This is a genomic window from Halomonas marinisediminis, assembly GCF_004347715.1.
Classification (GTDB): Bacteria; Pseudomonadota; Gammaproteobacteria; order Pseudomonadales; family Halomonadaceae; genus Halomonas; species Halomonas icarae.
The window spans coordinates 38,911-59,831 of the sequence record NZ_SLTR01000013.1 but is presented as its reverse complement, the minus strand read 5'-3'; the positions used below and the strand labels follow the sequence as shown (position 1 = coordinate 59,831).

23 protein-coding genes are annotated in these 20,921 nt (G+C 66.9%); 15 read left to right on the top strand and 8 right to left on the bottom strand.

Annotated features, from left to right (window positions below; translation table 11 throughout):
• Window positions 1-23 precede the first annotated feature (23 nt).
• From hisH to hisF, 3 genes are all read left to right on the top strand, one after another.
• A complete protein-coding gene (gene hisH, locus E0702_RS10690; RefSeq protein WP_132043665.1) occupies window positions 24-665 on the top strand; it encodes an imidazole glycerol phosphate synthase subunit HisH in 642 nt (213 codons plus the stop codon).
• A gap of 119 nt (window positions 666-784) precedes the next feature.
• On the top strand, window positions 785-1,531 hold the full coding sequence (gene hisA / locus E0702_RS10685) for a 1-(5-phosphoribosyl)-5-[(5-phosphoribosylamino)methylideneamino]imidazole-4-carboxamide isomerase (RefSeq protein ID WP_132043663.1): 747 nt from the start codon (window positions 785-787) through the stop codon (window positions 1,529-1,531).
• A gap of 2 nt (window positions 1,532-1,533) precedes the next feature.
• Complete coding sequence (gene hisF / locus E0702_RS10680; protein WP_132043661.1) at window positions 1,534-2,307, top strand: imidazole glycerol phosphate synthase subunit HisF; 774 nt, start codon at window positions 1,534-1,536, stop codon at window positions 2,305-2,307.
• Window positions 2,308-2,318: 11 nt separating this feature from the next.
• On the opposite strand, the gene E0702_RS10675 is transcribed toward hisF, so the two are convergent.
• The 7 genes from E0702_RS10675 to E0702_RS10645 form a co-directional block, all read right to left on the bottom strand.
• Complete coding sequence (locus E0702_RS10675) at window positions 2,319-2,900, bottom strand: YjaG family protein (RefSeq protein WP_132043659.1); 582 nt, start codon at window positions 2,898-2,900, stop codon at window positions 2,319-2,321.
• A gap of 147 nt (window positions 2,901-3,047) precedes the next feature.
• On the bottom strand, window positions 3,048-3,341 hold the full coding sequence (locus E0702_RS10670) for an MGMT family protein (protein ID WP_132043657.1): 294 nt from the start codon (window positions 3,339-3,341) through the stop codon (window positions 3,048-3,050).
• 95 nt (window positions 3,342-3,436) lie between these two features.
• Complete coding sequence (gene mnmH, locus E0702_RS10665) at window positions 3,437-4,525, bottom strand: tRNA 2-selenouridine(34) synthase MnmH (RefSeq protein WP_132043655.1); 1,089 nt, start codon at window positions 4,523-4,525, stop codon at window positions 3,437-3,439.
• Window positions 4,522-5,559, bottom strand: coding sequence for a selenide, water dikinase SelD (gene selD, locus E0702_RS10660; RefSeq protein WP_132043653.1), 1,038 nt, complete (start codon window positions 5,557-5,559; stop codon window positions 4,522-4,524). Before selD ends, mnmH begins: the two co-directional genes overlap by 4 nt.
• A gap of 50 nt (window positions 5,560-5,609) precedes the next feature.
• Complete coding sequence (radA, locus tag E0702_RS10655; protein ID WP_132043651.1) at window positions 5,610-6,995, bottom strand: DNA repair protein RadA; 1,386 nt, start codon at window positions 6,993-6,995, stop codon at window positions 5,610-5,612.
• 143 nt (window positions 6,996-7,138) lie between these two features.
• The gene (locus E0702_RS10650) at window positions 7,139-7,588 is read right to left on the bottom strand and encodes a copper resistance protein NlpE N-terminal domain-containing protein (protein WP_132043649.1); all 450 of its coding nucleotides are present in this window, start codon (window positions 7,586-7,588) and stop codon (window positions 7,139-7,141) included.
• A 97-nt stretch (window positions 7,589-7,685) separates the two neighbouring features.
• Complete coding sequence (locus E0702_RS10645; RefSeq protein ID WP_132043647.1) at window positions 7,686-8,585, bottom strand: AEC family transporter; 900 nt, start codon at window positions 8,583-8,585, stop codon at window positions 7,686-7,688.
• Between the two features lie 109 nt (window positions 8,586-8,694).
• Here E0702_RS10645 and hisC point away from each other — a divergent pair, with 109 nt between their 5' ends.
• Window positions 8,695-9,759 carry a histidinol-phosphate transaminase gene (gene hisC, locus E0702_RS10640; RefSeq protein ID WP_132043645.1) on the top strand — a complete coding sequence of 355 codons (1,065 nt, stop codon included), beginning with the start codon at window positions 8,695-8,697 and terminating at the stop codon, window positions 9,757-9,759.
• A 77-nt stretch (window positions 9,760-9,836) separates the two neighbouring features.
• Here hisC and E0702_RS10635 read toward each other — a convergent pair whose 3' ends face one another.
• The gene (locus E0702_RS10635) at window positions 9,837-10,631 is read right to left on the bottom strand and encodes an inositol monophosphatase family protein (protein ID WP_132043643.1); all 795 of its coding nucleotides are present in this window, start codon (window positions 10,629-10,631) and stop codon (window positions 9,837-9,839) included.
• Window positions 10,632-10,787: 156 nt separating this feature from the next.
• Between E0702_RS10635 and trmJ the strand changes: the two genes are divergently transcribed.
• The 11 genes from trmJ to hisS all read left to right on the top strand — a co-directional run bounded on the left by trmJ (window position 10,788) and on the right by hisS (window position 20,892).
• Window positions 10,788-11,537, top strand: coding sequence for a tRNA (cytosine(32)/uridine(32)-2'-O)-methyltransferase TrmJ (gene trmJ / locus E0702_RS10630; RefSeq protein ID WP_132043641.1), 750 nt, complete (start codon window positions 10,788-10,790; stop codon window positions 11,535-11,537).
• Between the two features lie 120 nt (window positions 11,538-11,657).
• Entirely contained in the window at window positions 11,658-12,527 is an 870-nt protein-coding gene (gene cysE / locus E0702_RS10625; protein WP_132043639.1) for a serine O-acetyltransferase, read from the top strand.
• Window positions 12,528-12,624: 97 nt separating this feature from the next.
• Window positions 12,625-13,095 (top strand): Rrf2 family transcriptional regulator, encoded by a 471-nt coding sequence (locus E0702_RS10620; RefSeq protein WP_132043731.1) that lies wholly within the window; start codon window positions 12,625-12,627, stop codon window positions 13,093-13,095.
• A gap of 32 nt (window positions 13,096-13,127) precedes the next feature.
• On the top strand, window positions 13,128-14,285 hold the full coding sequence (locus E0702_RS10615) for an IscS subfamily cysteine desulfurase (protein WP_132043637.1): 1,158 nt from the start codon (window positions 13,128-13,130) through the stop codon (window positions 14,283-14,285).
• A 55-nt stretch (window positions 14,286-14,340) separates the two neighbouring features.
• The gene (locus E0702_RS10610) at window positions 14,341-14,667 is read left to right on the top strand and encodes a HesB/IscA family protein (protein WP_132043635.1); all 327 of its coding nucleotides are present in this window, start codon (window positions 14,341-14,343) and stop codon (window positions 14,665-14,667) included.
• 233 nt (window positions 14,668-14,900) lie between these two features.
• Window positions 14,901-15,326 (top strand): nucleoside-diphosphate kinase, encoded by a 426-nt coding sequence (ndk, locus tag E0702_RS10605; protein ID WP_132043633.1) that lies wholly within the window; start codon window positions 14,901-14,903, stop codon window positions 15,324-15,326.
• Between the two features lie 69 nt (window positions 15,327-15,395).
• Entirely contained in the window at window positions 15,396-16,523 is a 1,128-nt protein-coding gene (rlmN, locus tag E0702_RS10600) for a 23S rRNA (adenine(2503)-C(2))-methyltransferase RlmN (RefSeq protein ID WP_132043631.1), read from the top strand.
• A gap of 117 nt (window positions 16,524-16,640) precedes the next feature.
• Window positions 16,641-17,390, top strand: coding sequence for a type IV pilus biogenesis/stability protein PilW (pilW, locus tag E0702_RS10595; RefSeq protein ID WP_132043629.1), 750 nt, complete (start codon window positions 16,641-16,643; stop codon window positions 17,388-17,390).
• A gap of 29 nt (window positions 17,391-17,419) precedes the next feature.
• The gene (locus E0702_RS10590) at window positions 17,420-18,427 is read left to right on the top strand and encodes a RodZ domain-containing protein (protein WP_132043627.1); all 1,008 of its coding nucleotides are present in this window, start codon (window positions 17,420-17,422) and stop codon (window positions 18,425-18,427) included.
• 10 nt (window positions 18,428-18,437) lie between these two features.
• On the top strand, window positions 18,438-19,553 hold the full coding sequence (gene ispG / locus E0702_RS10585; protein WP_132043625.1) for a flavodoxin-dependent (E)-4-hydroxy-3-methylbut-2-enyl-diphosphate synthase: 1,116 nt from the start codon (window positions 18,438-18,440) through the stop codon (window positions 19,551-19,553).
• Between the two features lie 28 nt (window positions 19,554-19,581).
• On the top strand, window positions 19,582-20,892 hold the full coding sequence (gene hisS, locus E0702_RS10580) for a histidine--tRNA ligase (RefSeq protein WP_306766912.1): 1,311 nt from the start codon (window positions 19,582-19,584) through the stop codon (window positions 20,890-20,892).
• The last annotated feature ends 29 nt before the right edge of the window (window positions 20,893-20,921 follow it).

The window sequence follows — 20,921 nt, the reverse complement described above, 5'->3', positions numbered from 1 at the left end:
CACCACCCCACGAGGAGCGCCCCATGACCATTGCCGTCATCGATTACGGGATGGGCAACCTGCATTCCGTCGCCAAGGCACTGGAACACGTCACCCACGAGAACGTGGTGGTCACCCGCGACCCGCGCCGCATCCTCGGCGCCACACGCCTGGTGCTGCCCGGCCAGGGTGCCATTCGCGACTGCCTCGGCGAGCTGGAGAAGACCGAACTGCGTGGTCTGGTGGAGGAACTACTGGCCAGCCAGGAGAAGCCGCTACTGGGCATCTGCGTGGGCCAGCAGATGCTGCTCGACCATAGCGAGGAGAACGGTGGCATCGACTGCCTGGGCTTCCTCGGCGGTGAGGTGAAACGCTTTCCCGCCGATATGCGCGACGACCTGGACCAGCGCCTCAAGGTCCCCCATATGGGCTGGAACCTGGTACACCAGCAGCGCGATCACCCACTGTGGAAGGGCATCGATCAGGATGAGCACTTCTACTTCGTGCATAGCTACTATGTAGCGGCCAGTGACGATGCCACGGTGTTCGGCACTACCGACTACGGCCGCACCCAGGCCCATGTGGCCATCGGCCGCGACGCCACCTTTGCCGTGCAGTTCCATCCCGAGAAGAGCTCACGCGCAGGCCTCAGGCTGCTCGAGAACTTTATCAACTGGGCGCCCTAAGCCGCGCCGGGATCAACTGGGCGCCTTATCCGCGCCGGGATCAACTGGGCGCCTTATCCGCGCCAGGATCAACCGGGCGCCTCGGGCGGTGCCCGGCCCCGAATCCATAGGAGTCTGACATGCTGGTAATTCCCGCTATCGATCTCAAGGATGGTCAGTGCGTGCGCCTCAAGCAGGGCCGCATGGACGATTCCACCACCTATGGCGATGATCCGGTGGCCATGGCCGAACGCTGGGTCGCCGCCGGCGCTCGTCGCCTGCATCTGGTGGACCTCAACGGCGCCTTCGAGGGCAAGCCGGTCAACGGCGAGGCAGTCACCGCCATCGCCCGACGCTACCCCGACCTGCCGATCCAGATCGGCGGCGGCATCCGCTCCGCCGAGACCATCGAGCACTATCTTACGGCCGGGGTCAGCTACGTGATCATCGGTACCAAGGCCGTCAAGGAGCCCGAGTTCGTCGGCGAGATGTGTCGCGCCTTCCCGGGCCACGTGATCGTCGGCCTCGACGCTCGTGACGGCTTCGTGGCCACCGACGGCTGGGCCGAGGTCTCCGAGGTCAAGGCCGTTGACCTGGCGAAACGCTTTGCCGACGACGGCGTCTCGAGCATCGTCTACACCGATATCGCCCGGGATGGCATGCTGAATGGCGTCAACGTCGAGGCGACCGCGGCGCTTGCCCGCGACGGCGGGCTGCCGGTGATCGCCTCGGGCGGAGTGACCAACCTCGATGACCTGCGCGCCCTGGCAGACGCCCGGGAACCGGGCATTCTGGGCGCCATCACCGGGCGCGCCATTTACGAGGACACCCTGGACCTGGCCGAGGGCCAGCGGCTGTGCGATGAACTCGCCGGAAAAGGTAACTGAACATGGGACTCGCTAAGCGCATCATCCCCTGCCTCGACGTCGACGCCGGCCGCGTGGTCAAGGGCGTCAACTTCATCGGCATCCGCGACGCAGGCGATCCGGTGGAGATCGCCCAGCGCTACAACCAGCAGGGCGCCGATGAGATCACCTTCCTCGACATCACCGCCAGCCACGAGGACCGCGATACCACCGTGGAGATGGTCGAGCGCATCGCCGGCGAGGTGTTTATACCGCTGACCGTGGGCGGTGGCATTCGCAGCTGTGATGATATACGCACCATGCTCAACGCCGGTGCCGACAAGGTCTCCATCAACACCGCCGCGGTCACCAATCCCGAGTTCGTTCGCGAGGCCAGCGAGCGCTTCGGCAGTCAGTGCATCGTGGTGGCCATCGATGCCAAGCGGGTTTCCGCCGAGGGCGAGGCGCCGCGCTGGGAGATCTTCACCCATGGCGGGCGTCGCCCCACCGGCCTGGATGCCGTGGAGTGGGCGAAGAAGATGGTGGAGTACGGCGCCGGCGAGCTGCTGCTGACCAGCATGGATCGCGACGGCACCAAGGCCGGCTTCGACCTGGGGGTGACCCGTGCCATCGCCGATGCCGTCAGCGTACCGGTGATCGCCTCCGGCGGGGTCGGCACCCTCGACCACCTGGTGGAGGGCGTACGCGAAGGAGGAGCCGATGCGGTGCTCGCCGCCAGCATCTTCCACTTCGGCGAGTACACCATCCCGGAGGCCAAGCGCTATATGGCCGAGCGCGGAATAGAAATGCGCCTCTGAGCCAGCCGGCGTCAGTCGGCCGACAGGCCGAGATTGCTGACGCCCTCGTTGTGCCCCAGGCGGCGCAGGGCCTTGAGGGCGTCGCGGTCCAGTACGCCCTCTTCCACGGCTTCCAGGGCTGCATCCTGGAAGCCATTCTCGTCCTCCATCAGCGGATGCTCGCGCACCAGCGCCGCAAGGCGCTCGCCATCCTCCTCGCCCTCGGTCAGCTCGATAAAGGCCCGCACGCCGCCCCGCGAGGCGCGGCTCACCTCCAGCACCGCCTCCGGCGCCTCGCCCTGCAGGGTATCGAGCAGCGCCGAGAGAGCCGCCACGGCCTCGGTGGCACGCCGGGCCCCGAAGCTGTCATCATCCTCCGGCGGCGCCAGCTCGGCCAGCTTCTCGGCCTGTCGCTCGAAGTCGATCTTGGCCCCGGCAATCGCCAGGCGCTCCCACACCAGATCGAGAATGGCGCGCAGCCCCGCCGGGTTGCCCTGGCCGGCCGTCTGGGCATAGAGCGCATAGTTGGGCAGCAGTCGCTCACACAGCGCCGCCATAAAGGCCTGCTGGCGGCGCGGCTCGAGACCCTGCAGACGCTGAAAGAAACCGCTCATGGACTCTCCTTGGGCTTACATTATCAAAATCTCGCTGAACCACGAGGGGCGTCGGTGACAGGTCGCAGGGACGGGTTCACAGCGCCTCCCCGATGGTCCGACACTTCGGGGCCTGTCCCCGAGAAAGCCCCGTTTGAGCGATATAACTCACGGCCACATTCGCTCCGCCGGAGCACGACCACGGGCATCCAGCAGCACCCCCTCGGCGGCCAGGCGCTTGCGCTGCTCCGCGGCACCGGGATGATCGGCCAGCCGGCGCGAGGCGGTGATGATGCGATACCAGGGCAGCCCGTGCCCCTCGGGCAGGTCGCGCAGGGCGCGGGCCACCAGCCGTGGCGTGGCACCCTCGGCCATGGCGGCGATGCGCCCATAGGTGGTCACACGGCCGTGGGGAATCTCGGCGATCACGGTCAGGACCTGCTCCCTCCAGCTAGCCTGCATGTTACCTCCGTCCGACGCCTCATCACCCTCTGCTGGACAGGGCTCCCCATGCCCTGTTCCCGCTCTACCTTTCCCGTCCTGCCTCATCCTCTCCGCTACTGCGCCGACCACTCCCTCGCGAACGCAAGGCAGCTCTCCCAGTCACCCACATGTAGAAAGTCGCCCGGGTCGCGCTTCTCCAGCTGGTGACGATACATGGGGTCATAGTATTCGGTCAGCAGTGGCGCCAGCCACGCCTCGTGGGCCTGGGAGTTGCCCCGCACATGCTCGCGAAAGGCCAGCTCCTGGAGCCGTTGCAGCCGAGCCAGGCGCGCGCTGCCGAGACGCTTGTGCAGCTTGGCCAGAGACTCCTCCAGCTGCTTGCGCATCAGGGCCCAGCCCAGCCACTCGCCGAACTGTCGGTGATAGACCGTCCACAGCTCCTCGATATAGTCACGGTGGATCTGCGCCAGGCGCCAGTCCAGGGACATCTCCACGCGTATCCGCGGGGCGCGCTGCATCCCCTCCCAGAAGGCCTGGGGCAGGTTGGAGCCACCGATATGGCGAGACTCATCCTCCACCACCAGCGGGCCCGGCAGCGCCAGCAGGCGCAGGCCCATGGCGTGCTCGAAGTCGATCTGGCTGGGAGCCTGAAGTGGGTGGCGGCCGAAGGCGGACCCCTTGTGACGCGCGCACCCCTCCAGGTCCAGGCCGTTGTCCAGCGCCAGCACCAGATCGGTCTTGGCGCAGCCGGTGAGCCCGCCCACCACCAGCAGCGGCTGCTCGGCGGCGGCATCGATGCGGGCACAGAGCGCCTGGCGCATCGCCTTCCAGCCGCCGCGGATACGTGGCCGGGTGATACCCGCCTCACGGATCCACTGCTGGGCGATCTGCGAGCGCAGACCGCCGCGAAAGCAGTAGACGATGGCATCGGGGTGCCGCTCGAGCTCCGCCTTCCAGGCCGCGACCCGGGCCGCCTTGACCTCACCGCGGACCAGTCGCTCACCCAGGGCGATGGCCGCCGCCTGGCCACGCTGCTTGTATTCGATACCGACGAGTCGCCGCTCCTCGTTATCCATCAACGGCAGGTTGACCGCCCCGGGCAGCGCCCCCTGAATGAACTCCACGGGGGCACGCACATCGATAAGCCGTCGCCCCTCGCTCAGCAGCCCCGGGTCGGGGTCGATCAGCGGCAGCTCACTCATCCACGCACCTCGATACGCGCCGGCCCGCTGGCCTCGACGATCTCGCCGAAGGGCTGGAGGGTCAGGCCATGCTCACGGCCGATGCGCTCGACGTCATCTTCCCAGGCCGGGTCCACGGCCAGCAGCAGGCCGCCGGAGGTCTGGGGATCGCACAGCCACTGCCAGTGGGCCTCGTCCATCTCGGGCAGGCTAGCACCCAAGGCCTGGCGATTGCGCAGGGTCCCCCCCGGCACCGCGCCCCGGCGGCGATAGGCCTCGGCCTCGGCCAGCCGCGGCAGGCGACGGAAGTCAATGCGCGCGGCCACCTCACTGGCCGCGCACACCTCGGCCAGGTGGCCGCCGAGCCCAAAGCCGGTGACATCGGTCATGGCATGCACTCCCGCTATCCGGGCCAGGTCCACGCCGATGCGGTTGGAGCGCAGCATGGTCTCCCGGGCCAGGCCCTGGTGGCCGGGCTCGATCAGCCCCTTCTTCTCCGCCGTGGTTAGCATGCCGACCCCCAGCGGTTTGGTCAGGAACAGCAGATCACCGGGCCTGGCGCCCTTGTTGAGCTTGAGGTGATCGAGCTCGACGAGCCCGTTCACCGCCAGGCCGAAGATCGGCTCCGGGGCATCGATGGAGTGGCCACCGGCCAGGGCCAGCCCCAGCTCGCGACACACTGCCTGGGCACCGGCCATCACGTCGCCGGCCACCTCGGCGGGTAGCTTGTCCAGCGGCCAGCCGAGGATACCGAGCGCCATGACCGGGGTGCCGCCCATGGCGTAGATATCGCTGATGGCATTGGTGGCGGCGATGCGCCCGAAGTCGAAGGGGTCGTCGACGATGGGCATGAAGAAATCGGTGGTTGCGATCATGCCGCGGCCATCGCCCAGATCGTAGACGGCGGCGTCCTCGCGGCCCTGATTGCCGACGATCAGGCGCGAATGGCTCGCGCCGGGACCGGCCTTGGCCAGGATGCCGTCGAGTACATCGGGGGCGATCTTGCAGCCGCAGCCGGCGCCGTGGCTGTACTGTGTCAGGCGGATGGCGCTCATCGGATTCTCCTCGCAATCGGTGATGGGCATTCTAACACCAAGGACCCCGCTCACAGGGCCTCAAGGGCATCGGCAAGCTTGTCCACCGCGACGACCTCCATGCCTTCCGGGGCATGCTTGGGGGCATTGGCACGCGGGACGATGGCACGGGTGAAGCCATGCTTGGCGGCCTCGACGATACGCTCCTGACCGCTCGGCACCGGGCGGATCTCGCCGGAAAGCCCCACCTCGCCGAACACCACCAGCTCGCGCGGCAGCGGACGGCTCTGCAGGCTGGAGACCACCGCCAACAGCACTGCCAGGTCGGCGCTGGTCTCCAGCACCTTGACCCCGCCAACCACGTTGAGGAAGACATCCTGGTCACCGGTGAACAGGCCACCGTGGCGGTGCAGCACGGCGAGCAGCATCGCCAGGCGGTTGGCGTCGAGACCCACGGCGACCCGACGCGGATTGCCCAGTGGCGAATCATCGAGCAGCGCCTGTACCTCAACAAGGATCGGCCGAGTGCCCTCCCATACCACCATCACCAGGCTGCCCGGCGCCTGCTCCTCGGTGCGCGACAGGAAGATGGCACTGGGGTTCTTCACCTCCTTGAGACCGTGCTCGAGCATGGCGAAGACCCCCAGTTCGTTGACCGCGCCGAAGCGGTTCTTCTGACCGCGCAGGGTACGAAAACGCGAGTCGGCGCCCCCTTCCAGCAACAGCGAGGCATCGATCATGTGCTCCAGCACCTTGGGGCCGGCCAGGCTGCCATCCTTGGTCACATGCCCCACCAGCAGCAGCACGGTGTTGCTCTGCTTGGCGAAGCGCGTCAGCGCCGCCGCGGATTCGCGCACCTGGGCCACGCCGCCCGGGGCCGAGGCGATATCCTCCAGATGCATGGTCTGGATGGAGTCGATGATCAGGATGTCGGGCCGCTCGCGCTCGGCCACCGCCAACACGGTCTCGACACTGGTCTCGGCCAGCATCTTCAGCCCCAGGGTGGGCAGCTGCAGTCGGTGGGCGCGCATCGCCACCTGGGAGAGCGACTCCTCGCCGGTGACATAGAGAACCCCCTGCTGCTGGGCCAGCTTGCAGGCGGTCTGCAGCAGCAGGGTCGACTTGCCCGCCCCGGGGTGGCCACCCAGCAGCACCGCCGAACCGGGCACCAGGCCCCCGCCCAGCACCCGGTCGAACTCGGCGAAAGTGGAAGAGAGGCGCGGCACCTCGCTGAGATCGACACTGCCCAGGTCGACCACTTCGCGAGTCAGGGCACCGGCATAGCCGCCACGACCGCCGCCCGCCGCTGCCGCGGCGCTCCCGCCGCCGGGCCGTGCCGGAGCGAGACGCACCTCGCTGAGGGTGTTCCATTCGCGACAGCTTCCACACTGTCCCTGCCACTTGCGGTACTCGGCGCCGCATTCGGTACAGACGAAGGCGCTCTTTACCTTGGCCATGGCATGTCTCATCGGTGGTTAAATCGTAGAAAACCGCTTGGGCGAGGCCCCAGACCCCGCAGGGGAGGCGCGGCATCTGCCTCAACGGCAGGGGGCGGCCAAAAGGCCGCCCCACTGGATCACTCAGCATCATTCGCCGGCGATTACTGACGCTTGAGCTGGAGCATCTCGCTGTTCTGGAAGCGGCGACGCTCGGGGTCGATCAGCTCCAGGGTCTGAGGATCGAGGCGCAGGAAGTAGTAGATCTGCCCCTCGCCGTCAGGAGTGAGCTCGTAGACAGTGGCATCGGGCTCGTTGGCGGTGCCGGAGAGCACCTCCCAGTTGCCGGCGTAGGTCTCGTCCGGGGGGCTCTGGGGGTGGCCACGGTAGGAGGCATTGAGCTCGAAGGTACGCTCCGCGGCAGCGGCCTGCTCATCGCCACGCATCAGCACATCGAGGTCGATACCGTCACAGTTGCGACACGGCAGAGTTCCCTGGTAGCGCTCTTCATCGGGCTCCACGGCGGCGCCACCCGGGCCACCGCTGGGGCCGGTGGCACACCCGGCCAGCAGCGCGAGCAGGGCCGATCCGGCGAGCAAGGTCCTGATTTGCATATATATCCTCCTGGACAGTGGTCGTTGCTTCGTTTGGCACGGCGGCCTGACTCACAGCATAACCGCTGACAGGGCCGGCGCACAGTTTCTCAGCACCTCAGCCGCCGATACCAGCATGCACATAGGCAAAGACCAGCGCCAGCACCACCGGCATCACCACCAGCGAACCGAGGTTACCGATCAGCACCAGCGAGGCGACCTTGTGGGGCTCCTGGCGATACTGTTCGGCCACCAGATAGTTGAGTACCGCCGGCGGCAGGGCGCCAAACACCCATAGTGCCGCGGCCTGCAGACCGGTCAACCCCAGCAGCCAGATCAGCGGCGCGGCAAGCACCAGCCCTGAAAGGGGGCATAGCAAGGCGCCCAGCAGACCGGTCTTCCAGTCCGAGAAGTCGATATCGAGCATGCGCACGCCGAGTGCAAAGAGCAGCAGCGGAATGCATACCCCGCCGAGCATGTGCAACGCTTCCAACAGCCAGCCCGGCAGCGTCACGCCGAAAAGGTTGACCGCCAGGCCGGCAAGGGTGGCCAGCACGATGGGCAGGCGCAGAATCCGCAGCAGCGATGAGCCGGGGCGCAACATCCACAACCCTACCGTGAAGTGCAGCAGCATCTCGACGATAAACAGCACCACCGCGGCGGGCAGCGCCGCCTCGCCGAAAGCCAGCAGCAGCAGAGGGATGCCCATGTTGCCGGAGTTGTTGAACATCATCGGTGGCAGGAAGGTCTTCACCTCCAGGCCAAGGTGCCTGGCCAGAGGCCACAGCAGCAGCCCGGAGCCCAGCACCACCACGGCTCCGCCCAGCGCCAGCCCCAGGTACTCCTCAAGTGGCGCCTGGCCATCGGCCAGCACGGCGAACACCAGCATGGGCACGAACAGCTCCATGTTGAGCGTATTGAGGGTAGTGATATCGGGGTTGCGCAGGCGGCCGTAGAGGGTTCCGCATCCGGCGATCAGAAATACCGGCAGCAGGGTGGCAAGAATCTGGGCGGTCATCGCGACGTCATTGTCATCAGGGAACAGGAGCCCCAGCCTAGCACGGCTTGCGCGGCCCGGCCGGGCGGGTCACCATGCTGGTATCCCCTCCATGACCCGAGCGAGAGCGATGAGCAAGTTCTGGAGCCCCGAGGTGCGCGAGCTGACCCCCTATATTCCGGGTGAGCAGCCCCGCGAGCAGCTGATCAAGCTGAACACCAACGAGAATCCCTATCCGCCGGCCCCCGGGGTCGGCGCCGTGCTGCGTGACTTCCCCAGCGACCATCTACGCCGCTACCCGGACCCCGAATCCCGTGCCCTGCGTGAGGCGCTGGCCGAAGAGCTAGGCGTCGAGCCACAGCAGGTGTTTGTGGGCAACGGCTCCGACGAGGTGCTGGCGCTGGCCTTCCAGACCTTCTTCCGCCAGGGGCGGCCGCTCGAGATGCCGGAGATCAGCTACAGCTTCTATCCGGTCTACTGCCGCCTCTACGGCATCGAGCGCCAGGCCCTGCCGCTGGCCGCCGACTGGTCGGTGGACCTCGAGGCCTTCTCGGCCACGGCCGGCGGCGTCATCTTCGCCAATCCCAACGCCCCCACCGGCCACGGTCATACCCGCGAGGCCCTCTCCACCCTGCTCGAGCGCATCACCGAGTCGGTGGTGCTGGTCGACGAGGCCTACGTGGACTTCGGGGGCGAGAGTGCGGTGTCGCTGGTGGAGCGCTTCCCCAACCTGCTGGTCACCGGCACCTTCTCCAAGTCCCGCAGCCTGGCCGGCCTGCGTCTGGGCTATGCGGTAGGCTCCCGGGAGCTGATCGAGGGGCTGGAGCGAGTCAAGGACTCCTTCAACTCCTATCCAATCGACAGCCTGGCCAGCGCCGTGGCCATCGCCTCCCTGGCCGACCGCGAGCACTTCGCGGCATGCCGAGGGCGAGTGATCACCACCCGTGAGCGCACCCGCGACCGTCTCGAACGGCTCGGCTTCGAGGTGCTGCCCTCCCAGGCCAACTTCCTGCTGGTGCATCACCCCGAGCAGGACGCCGCCCAGCTGTTCGTGGGACTGCGCAAGCGCGGCATCCTGGTTCGCCACTTCAATACCGAGGCGCTGCGCGATCATCTGCGCATCAGTATCGGCACCGAGGATGAGATGACCAGCCTCACCGAGACCCTGGAGACTCTCTGTCAGGCACCCGCCTGAGCCCGAAAGCCGGATGCCAGAAACACGAAAGCCCCATGGTGCTCAGGCACCATGGGGCTTTTCATGAGCTCACCCGCCTAGAAGTGCGGCTTGAGCTGCTGTACCAGCGCCTTGTAGAGGCGCGGACCGGCGGCCATCAGCCGACCATCCGCCTCCACCAGGGGCTGACCATCCGGGGTCCCCATCAATGCGCCGGACTCCTTGAGCAGCAGGCTGCCGACATGCAGCTCCTGCTCCTCCAGCCCCAGCACGAAGGCGGCATCGGCACGACCGGAAGCGAGCTCGGCGAGGTCGAGCAGGCCGCTGCCGGTGGCGCGCTGCATCTCGATAAGCGGGCCCAGTTGCTGCACCAGGGTCAGATAGGCGGGCAGATGGCGGCTACGCAGGGTGGCGTCGGGCAGTCCCATGGCAATGCGCGTGCCGGTCACGGCATGGCGGCCAGGCACACGGATACGCTTGCCGTTGTGCTGGGCACCACGACCCCGGCTGGCCAGGTACTCGTCGTCGCTGAAGGGACAGATCACCACCGCATGCTCCGCACGACCCTTGATCAGGCAGACCAGCGACAGCGCGAAGCCGGGGGCAGCCACCTCGAGGTTGGAGTAGCCATGGAAGGGTTCGATGCGCCACAGCACATCGCGCCCCTCGCCTTCACCTTCACGGTGAGGCGTGAATCGACCGACGACGCCGTGCTGGGGATAACCGCGGGAGAGCTGACGCACGATCAACGTCTCGGCGTTGCGCGCGGCATCTTGCAGCAGACGCTCGAGGTTGTGCTCTTGGTGGGAGTTCTCGATGCGCTCACGGATGCGCAGGAACTGTTCTCCGGCACTGCGAGCGGCGCGCAGCGCGTATTGGACCATCGGATGCATGATCGGGCCTTGGGGAGTCGGTGGTGTTAAAGAACGGGACGTTCACTCGAAACGATGTCGCGAATCCTAGCAGAAGCGCTCGGGACGCGCCATCCACGGCGGCGCTCGCATGCTAGACTGCGCCCCTAAACTTCCAGTAGCACCGGACCCTGACCCATGCTCGAGCGCATACGAATCGTCCTGATCGGCACCAGCCACCCCGGCAATATCGGCGCCACCGCCCGCGCCATGCACAATATGGGCCTGGCCGACCTGAGCCTGGTGGCACCACGTTGTGAGCCGATCACCGCCGAGAGCGTATCGCGCGCCTCGGGTGCCGACCATCTGGTACACGCCGCCCGAGTGGTCGGCACTCTGGAGGAGGCCGTCGCCGACTGCACCCTGACGGTGGGCGCCAGCGCCCGTTCGCGCACCCTCCCCTGGCCGATGCTCTCGCCACGTGAGGTGGGTGACCGCCTGCCCGCGGAGCTGGTCGAGCCTGATGCCCGGGTGGCGCTGGTATTCGGTCGCGAGGACAGCGGCCTGACCAATGCCGAGCTGCAGCGCTGTCATGCTCATGTGCACATCCCCACCAACCCCGACTTCAGCTCGCTAAACCTGGCCGCGGCGGTGCAGGTGCTCGCCTATGAATGCCGCCAGGCCTGGCTGACAAGTGAGCCTGCCGATACCGATGAGCCCACGAATCCCGACCAGGTCCTGGCCAGCCATGCCGAGCTCGAGCACTACTTCGCCCACCTGGAGCGCACTCTCGTCGCCATCGGTTTCCATGACCCGGCCAAGCCTCGCCAGCTGATGGCCCGGCTGCGCCGCTTTACCCTTCGGGCCCGCCCCGAGCGCATGGAGCTCAATATCCTGCGCGGCATCCTCACGGAGACCGAGAAGCTCGCCCCGCCACGCGATGACTGAAAAGGCAAAGCACCGGTGAAAAGCCCCGTTTCGCCTTGAAGGCCTTCACCGGCGCCCCCACACTAAAATGACCATCCGCGGCGGCTGCCGCCCTGCCCATCCAAGCCCAAGGACCGCTGCATGTTTCAACGCCTGCGTGAGGACATCAACAGCGTTTTCGACCGTGACCCGGCGGCGCGCAACTTCCTCGAAGTGCTGACCAACTACCCGGGCCTGCACGCCCTGCTGCTCCACCGCCTGAGCCATCGCCTGTGGCGCGCCAACCTGCGCTGGCTGGCCCGCAGCCTCTCCACCTTCTCGCGCTGGCTCACCGGCATCGAGATCCACCCGGGGGCCACCATCGGCCGGCGCTTCTTCATCGACCACGGCATGGGCGTGGTGATCGGCGAGACCGCCAGGGTGGGCGACGACGTCACCCTCTACCAGGGGGTAACCCTGGGCGGCACCAGCTGGAACAAGGGCAAGCGCCACCCCACCCTGGAGGATGGCGTGATCGTCGGTGCGGGCGCCAAGATCCTAGGCCCCTTCAGCGTCGGCACCGGCGCCAAGATCGGCTCCAATGCCGTGGTCACCAAGGAGGTGCCGGCCGGCGCCACCGTGGTGGGCATACCCGGCAAGATCGTCAAGCGCGAGGAGCCGGATACCGCCGACACCCTGGACGTGGATCCGGGTCGCCGCGAGGCGATTCGTCGCAAGTTCGGCTTCGACGCCTATGGGGTCAGCGAGGACATGCCCGACCCGGTGGCGCGCTCCATTCAGGCGATGCTCGACCATATGCACGCCGTAGATGAGCGTCTCGAGCGCATGTGCCAGACCCTGCGCAAGGTCGACGCCAGCTACCGTGCCGGGGAGATGCCCGAGCTGCGCGACGAGGACTTCGCCGAGGTACTCGACGACCCCTGCAAGCCCCCCGAGAAGGAGCCCGAGAAAGCCCCTGCTTCCGACGACAGGCGCGATCGAGCCGACGAGGGGTCCGGCACGAATGGTTGACCTTGCCACTCGGTCTTTCCCATAATGCCGTTTCGACCCGCGCGCTCCCAGCGAGCCGATGATGACCCAACGCCGCTTCGGCGGTGCCGAGGACGCCATGCGCCTGACCACCAAGGGACGCTACGCCGTCACCGCCATGCTCGACCTGGCCATGAATGCCCATAGCGGACCCATCTGCCTGGCCGATATCGCGCGTCGCCAGGAGATATCGCTCTCCTACCTTGAACAGCTGTTCGCTCGCCTGCGCCGCGGCGGGCTGGTGGAGAGCGTGCGCGGCCCGGGCGGTGGCTATCTACTGGCCCAGGAGCCGCAAGCGATCTCGGTGGCCCGAGTGATCGACGCCGTGGATGAGTCGGTGGACGCCACGCGCTGTGGAGGCCTCTCCGACTGTCAGCAGGGAGATACCTGCCTGACCCACCATCTGTGGTGCGAGCTGTCGGAACATATCCACGGCTTCCTCGACGGCGTCACCCTCGGCCAGCTGGCCGACCGCCAGGAGATCCAGCGGATCGCCAGCCGTCAACGTCGTCGCCTCGATGGTGACGGCATCCTCGCCTCGGCGACGTGATCGCCAGGCCGAACTCGAGACTACCCGAGGCCATGACCACACCCGTCTATCTCGACTACGCCGCCACCACCCCCGCCGACCCCCGAGTCGCCGAGCTGATGGCGCGCCACCTGACCCTCGATGGCATCTTCGCCAATCCCGCCTCGCGCAGCCATATGCTGGGCTGGCAGGCCGAGCAGGCGGTGGAGAATGCCCGTCGCCAGGTGGCCGACTTGATCGGCGCCGACCCTCGCGAGATCGTCTGGACCAGCGGCGCCACCGAGGCCGACAATCTGGCCCTGACCGGCTTCCTGCGTGCCAACCGCCACCGCGGCCGCCACCTGATCACCTCGGTGATCGAGCACAAGGCGGTGGTGGATACCGCCCACGCCCTGGAGGCCGAGGGCTTCGACGTCACCTGGTTGACGCCGTCCCACGACGGCCGGATCAGCCCGGCACAGCTGCGCGAGGCGATGCGCGAGGACACCGTGCTGGTGTCGTTGATGGCGGTGAACAACGAGCTGGGAGTGATCCACGACCTGGCGGCCCTGGCCGAGGTGGCCCACGCCGGTGGCGCCGCCTTCCACGTCGATGCCGCCCAGGCGGTAGGCCGCCTGGACCTCGATGTACGGCGCCTCGGCATCGACCTGATGTCGCTCTCCGGGCACAAGGCCTACGGGCCCAAGGGCGTCGGCGCCCTCTATGTGCGGCGCCACCCCGATATTCGACTGGAGGCGTTGATTCACGGCGGCGGCCACGAGCGGGGCATGCGCTCCGGCACTCTGCCGACCCACCAGATCGTCGGCATGGGCGAGGCCTTCGCCCTCGCCGGCACCGAGGGTGCCGGCGACCAGGCGCGCATCGAGGCGCTGCGTGACCGCCTGCTCGACGGGCTCGCCGATCTCGACGGCATCCACTGCAACACTGCACTGGAAGCCTCCGTACCCAATATTCTCAATCTGGCCTTCGCGGGCGTGGAGGGCGAGTCGCTCTTGATGGCACTGCGCGATATCGCCCTCTCCACCGGTTCGGCATGCAACTCGGCGAGTGTCGAGCCATCCTATGTACTGAAGGGCATCGGTCTACCGCGAGCGCTGGCGCTCGCCTCGCTGCGCTTCAGCTTCGGACGCTTCACTACCGAGGCCGACATCGACCGGGCCCTGGAGGCCTTGCGCCACGCCCTGGTAGGCCTGCGCCGCCAGGCCAGATGACGCGTTCACGACTGGCGCACCCCCTGCAACAGCATTCACAACAGGAGAGAGACCCATGTCGCATCTCACTATCACCGACGCCGCCGCCGAGCAGATCCGTCGGGTACTCGACGAGCGCGGCCAGGGCCTTGGACTGCGTGTGTCGGTCAAGCCCAGCGGCTGTTCCGGCTACAGCTACGTGCTCGACTTCGCCGACGAGGCGGCCAATGACGACACCTGCTTCGAGGAGCATGGGGTCAAGGTCTTCGTCGCGCCTGAGGCCCTGGAGATGCTCGATGGCAGCGAGGTCGACTACGTCAACGAGGGGCTCAACCGCTATTTCCGCTTCAACAACCCCAACGTCAAGGATGAATGCGGCTGCGGTGAGAGCTTCACCGTCTAGGCCCGTCAACGAAACGCCCTCGACCGGCTCGACCGTCGGCTGACCACCCAGAGGCGGCGACGATTGTTCAACGCCGCCCCGGGACGCTATAATCCTCGCCCAGTCGGCGCACCGCCGAACCATCGGACGCCGAGCCGCATCACCCGATTCACCGCGCCGCCCTGCTTGCCGCAAGCCAGAGGGCGGCGTGGCGCTATCCATCGATTTCCATCACCCTTACTGGAGACAAGCCCATGGCTACCCAGCGCACCCTGTCCATCATCAAGCCCGACGCCGTCGCCAAGAACGCCATCGGCGAGATCATCTCGCGCTTCGAGAAGGCTGGCCTTCAGGTCGTGGCCGCCAAGATGCTCAAGCTGGACGACGACAAGGCCGGCGGCTTCTACGCCGAGCACAAGGAGCGCCCGTTCTTCAAGGATCTGGTCGGCTTCATGACCTCCGGCCCGGTGGTCGTGCAGGTGCTCGAGGGCGACGACGCCATCGCCAAGAACCGTGAGCTGATGGGTGCCACCAACCCCAAGGAAGCCGCACCGGGCACCATCCGCGCCGACTTCGCCGAGACCATCGACGCCAATGCCGTGCACGGCTCCGACTCCCCCGAGTCCGCCGAGCGCGAGATCGCCTACTTCTTCGGCGCCGACGAGATCTGCCCGCGCTGATCGAGACTCCGGGCGGGGCCCTGTCCCCGCCTCCCCTGCGCTCCCCCCTTCCCCGACCCGCTGAACGCCATGACCGCTGAAACCGCACCCCAGAAGACCAACCTGCTCGGCATGTCCCGCCAGGAGATGGAGGCCTTCTTCCTCTCCATCGGCGAGAAGAAGTTTCGCGCCGCCCAGGTAATGAAGTGGATCCACCACGAGGGCTGTAATGACTTCGCGGCCATGACCAATCTTTCCAAGGCGCTGCGTGAAAGGCTCGCCGAGGTGGCCGAAATTCGCGGCCCCGGCGTGGTCTACGAGGGCACCTCCAACGATGGAACCCGCAAGTGGGTACTGGAGGTCGAGGACGGCAGCTACGTGGAAACGGTGCTGATCCCTGCCGATAATGGCAAGCGCCGCACCCTGTGTGTCTCTTCCCAGGTGGGCTGCTCGCTGGACTGCAGCTTCTGCTCCACCGGCAAGCAGGGCTTCCAGCGCAATCTCAGCGCCGCCGAGATCATCGGCCAGGTCTGGGTGGCCCAGCGCAGTGTGGGCCCGCGCAAGGATACTGCCAACCGCCCGGTTACCAACGTGGTGATGATGGGCATGGGCGAACCCCTGCTGAACTACGACAACGTCGTGCCGGCCATGAAGCTGATGCTCGACGATGACGGCTACGGCCTCTCCAAGCGCCGTGTCACGCTCTCCACCTCCGGCGTGGTGCCGATGCTCGACAAGCTTGGCGACGAGCTCGACGTGAGCCTGGCCATCTCGCTGCACGCTGCCAACGACGAGCTGCGCAACGAACTGGTGCCGCTCAACCGCAAGTACAACATTCGCACCCTGCTGGATGCTTGCCAGCGTTATCTGGCCAAGTGCGACGACACCCGCGTGGTCACCATCGAGTACACGGTGATCAAGGGGGTCAACGACCAGCAGGAGCACGCCCGCCAGCTCGCCGAGCTGCTGCGCGAGCTGCCATGCAAGATCAATCTGATCCCCTTCAACCCCTTCCCCCATTCGGGCTACGAGACACCGTCACGCAACCAGGTGGTGCGTTTCCAGCAGTGGCTCTATGAACTTGGCTACACCGCCCCGATCCGCTCTCCGCGGGGCGACGATATCGATGCGGCCTGCGGCCAGCTGGTGGGTCGGGTGAAGGACCGTACCCGTCGGCACGAGCGCTATATCAAGTCGATCCAGCTCGACGCCGACTGAAGGGGCCACCTTGACTTCAACCGGGCACAACGCTTTGATGGGTCCCTGCCTCCCTCCGGCTTCCGTCAGTCCGCGGCACACCGCCGGTGGGAGCCTGTCGATCCTCGGGAGGAGTTCATGATACGCCGCTCACGCCTCACCGGAAGCTCGCTGCTGCCTCTGGCCGCTCTGCTGGGCAGCCTTTGGCTGGCCGGCTGCGCCACTCAATCACAGGGGATCGCCTCCGCGGAGAGCGAGACCAGTCCGGCCGACGCCTACACCCAGCTCGGCGTCGCCTATCTGGAGCGCAACAACCTGCGGCGCGCCATGGGGGCGCTGGACCGGGCGCTGGAGATCGCTCCCGATGACCCTGAGGCGCTGCAGGCCATGGCCATGGTCTACCAGCGCCAGGGCGAAGAGACGCTGGCCGACGAGACCTTCCGCCGGGCGCTGACGGCCGATGCCGACTTCACCCGGGCCCGCAACAACTATGCGGCGTTCCTCTACGCGCGCGGTCACGTGCGTGAGGCCTGCGACCAGCTCGAGCGAGCCTCGAAGGATGCCCAGTATCCCAACCGCGCCCAGCTGTTCGCCAACCTCGGGCAGTGTCATCGTGAGCTCGGCGAGGTGCAGGAGGCGCGGCAGAACCTGCTCCGCGCCCAGGAGATCGACCCACGCGCTCCGCGCAGCTACTTCACCCTGGCCGAACTGGAGTATGCCGAGAACCAACTGCCCCAGGCTCGAGCACAGATCGAGGCCTTCATGCGCCTGGCCGGCCCGCGTCCTGAAGCGCTGAGACTGGCCAGCGACATCGCCAGGGCCCAGGGCGACGGCACCACTGCCGCCTTCTATACCCAACAGCTGGAGGGGCGTGGCACCACGCCCTGACCCGAGAACGCCACCAAGGATGCGCCGCCATGAGCGACCCCCATGAACAGGACCTGCATGCTGATGCCACGGCCTCGCCCGGCGAGCAGCTGAGGCGTGAACGCGAGAGCCAGGGCCTTTCCCTCTCCGAGGTGGCCGGTGCGCTCAACCTGAGGCCGGCGGTGATCCGTGGCCTCGAGGAAGACAGCTACGAGGAGGTGCCGATCGCCACCTATCGGCGCGGCTACCTGCGCGCCTATGCGCACCTGCTCGGTATCGACGACACCCCGGTACTGGAAGCCTATCGCGCCCGCTTCGGCAGACATGACGCCGCCCAGCGTCAGGTCACACCGGTTCAGATCAGCAAGCCCCCCTCACGTCTGGGCGCCTGGCTGTTCCGCCTGGTCTCCCTGCTGGTTCTTGCCGGCCTGATCGGCCTGACCCTGATGTGGTGGCAGAGCCGTGGCGGGGGCGAGCCGCCAAGCATCGGCAAGAGCGACCCGGTTGCCGTAGACCGGCTCGATGGCACCGCCAGCGTAACCGAATCCGAGGCTTCGGCCACTGCCGAACCGGACAGCCTGCCGCCGCTGCCCGACGAGCCTACGCCGGTGGAGCAAGCCTCTGTCGAGAGCCCCGCCGAGGCCGCCGAAGACGCCTTGCAGGAGAGCAGCACTTCGTCGGTCACGCCGGATCCGAATATCGAGGCTCTCGCCGACGCCGAGACACAGGAGCCGACCAGCGCCGAAGCCGCTGTCGAGCCGGAGGAAGGCACCGAGTCCGCCGCCGACAGCGCGTCGAGTGCTACGCCGGCCGATGCCGGCCGCCTGGCGTTTACCTTCAACGAGCAGTCATGGACCGAGGTCTTCGACGCCACCAACCAGCGCGTCTTCGTTGGCCTGCAGGAACCCGGCACCACGGCCAACGTCGAAGGCGAGCCGCCCTTCCGACTTACCGTAGGCAACGCCTCCGGTGTCGAGCTGGTCTGGCAGGGCGAAAACATAGACCTCGCCGAGCGCGCCGGTGCCAGCAATGTCGCCCGCTTCACCCTGGGAGAATGATTCCGTCACCATGCACGCACAATCCCCTATCGTCCGTCGCAAGTCACGCCAGATCCACGTCGGCAGGGTAGCCGTCGGGGGCGATGCCCCCATCTCGGTGCAGAGCATGACCAATACCGACACCCTGGATGTGGCCGCCACCGTGGCGCAGATCCGCCAGCTCGAGACCGCCGGTGCCGATATCGTGCGCGTCTCGGTACCCGACATGGAGGCCGCCGAGGCCTTCGGTCGCATCAAGCGCGAGGTCGAGGTACCGCTGGTCGCCGACATCCACTTCGACTACAAGATCGCCCTGCGCGTCGCCGAGCTGGGCGTCGATTGTCTGCGTATCAACCCCGGCAATATCGGCCGCGAGGATCGCGTACGCGCGGTTGTCTCGGCGGCCCGCGATAACGGCATTCCAATCCGTATCGGCGTCAATGCCGGCTCGCTGGAGAAGGATCTACAGAAGAAGTATGGCGAGCCCACGCCGGCGGCCTTGGTCGAGTCGGCCATGCGTCATATCGATCACCTCGAGCGCCTCGACTTCCCGGACTTCAAGGTCAGCGTCAAGGCCTCCGACGTCTTCATGGCGGTGGCCGCCTACCGTGACCTGGCCACACGCATCGAGCAGCCGCTGCACCTCGGCATCACCGAGGCCGGTGGGTTGCGCTCGGGTACCGTCAAATCATCGATTGGCCTTGGCATGCTGCTGATGGACGGCATCGGCGATACCATCCGCGTATCACTCGCCGCCGATCCGATAGAGGAGATCAAGGTCGGCTTCGACATGCTCAAGAGCCTTCGCCTGCGCTCCAAGGGCATCAACTTCATCGCCTGCCCCAGCTGCTCACGCCAGAACTTCGATGTTATCGGCACCATGAATGCCCTGGAGGAGCGCCTCGAGGACATCATGACGCCGCTCGATGTCTCGGTGATCGGCTGCGTGGTCAACGGCCCGGGCGAGGCCAAGGAGACCGATATCGGCCTCACCGGTGGCTCCCCGGCCAACCTCGTCTATATCGACGGCAAGCCGGCCTCCAAGCTGCGTAACGACCATCTGGTCGATGACCTCGAGCGACTGATCCGCGACAAGGTGCGCGAGAAAGAGCAGACCGAACAGGACGTGATCGCCCGCGACGCCTGAGTCGCCGGCATCCATCAAGGAGCCACCGTTGAGCAAGTCCCAAGCAAGTCCCAAGGCGCCAGCCAAGAAGATCCAGGCCATTCGTGGCATGAACGACCTGCTGCCGGAGCAGTCCGCCCTGTGGCAGTACTTCGAAGGCAAGGTCCGCAACCTCATGGCCCGTTACGGCTATGCCGAGATCCGCACCCCTATCGTCGAGCAGACCGCACTGTTCTCCCGTTCCATCGGCGAAGTGACCGATATCGTCGAGAAGGAGATGTATACCTTCGCGGATCGCAACGGAGACAGCCTGACCCTGCGCCCCGAGGGCACGGCGAGCTGCGTGCGCGCCGCCATGGAACATGGTCTGCTGCACAACCAGACCCAGCGCCTCTGGTACCAGGGACCGATGTTCCGCCACGAGCGCCCCCAGAAGGGGCGTTACCGCCAGTTCCACCAGGTCGGCGTGGAGAGCTTCGGTCTCGAGGGGCCGGATATCGACGCCGAGCTGATCCTGCTCTCGGCACGCCTGTGGCGCGAACTGGGGCTGATGGAGCATGTCACCCTGGAGCTCAACTCCCTGGGCTCCTCCGAGGCTCGCGCCGCCTACCGCGACACCCTGGTGGCCTACTTCGAGCAGCATCACGAGCTGCTGGATGAAGACTCCCGGCGCCGCCTCACCAGCAACCCTCTGCGCATCCTCGACTCCAAGAACCCGGAGATGGCCGAAATGCTGGCCGGCGCTCCCCAGCTGCTCGACCATCTGGACGCCGAGTCCCGCGAGCACTTCGCGTCGCTCCGCGCCCTGCTCGATGCCGCCGGCATCGACTATGTGATCAACCCGCGCCTGGTGCGCGGTCTCGACTACTACAGTCGCACCGTCTTCGAGTGGACCACCCGCGCGCTCGGCAGCCAGGGCACGGTATGTGCCGGCGGCCGCTACGACGGCCTGGTGGAGCAGCTGGGGGGCAAGCCGACCCCGGCGGTAGGTTTCGCCATGGGCATCGAACGCCTGGTGCTGCTGCTCGAGACCCTTGAACTGATTCCCGATGCCGCCCGCGGCGAACTCGATCTCTATGTACTGCCCATGGACGATGCCGCGGCCGGCACCGCCCTGCAGCTGGTCGAGCAGCTGCGTGGCGACATGCCGACCCTGCGCGCCCAGCTGCACTGTGGCGGCGGCAGCTTCAAGAGCCGGATCAAGAAGGCCGACCGCAGCGGCGCTCGCCTGGCCCTGCTGCTTGGCGAGGACGAGCTTGCCCACGGCACCGCGACCCTGAAGTTCCTGCGCGAGGAGCGTGACCAGCGCAGCCTGGCCCGGGACGCCCTGGTCGACGAGCTGCGCGATCTGCTGGCCTGAAGGCCCACACCAGACACACAAGGAGACCG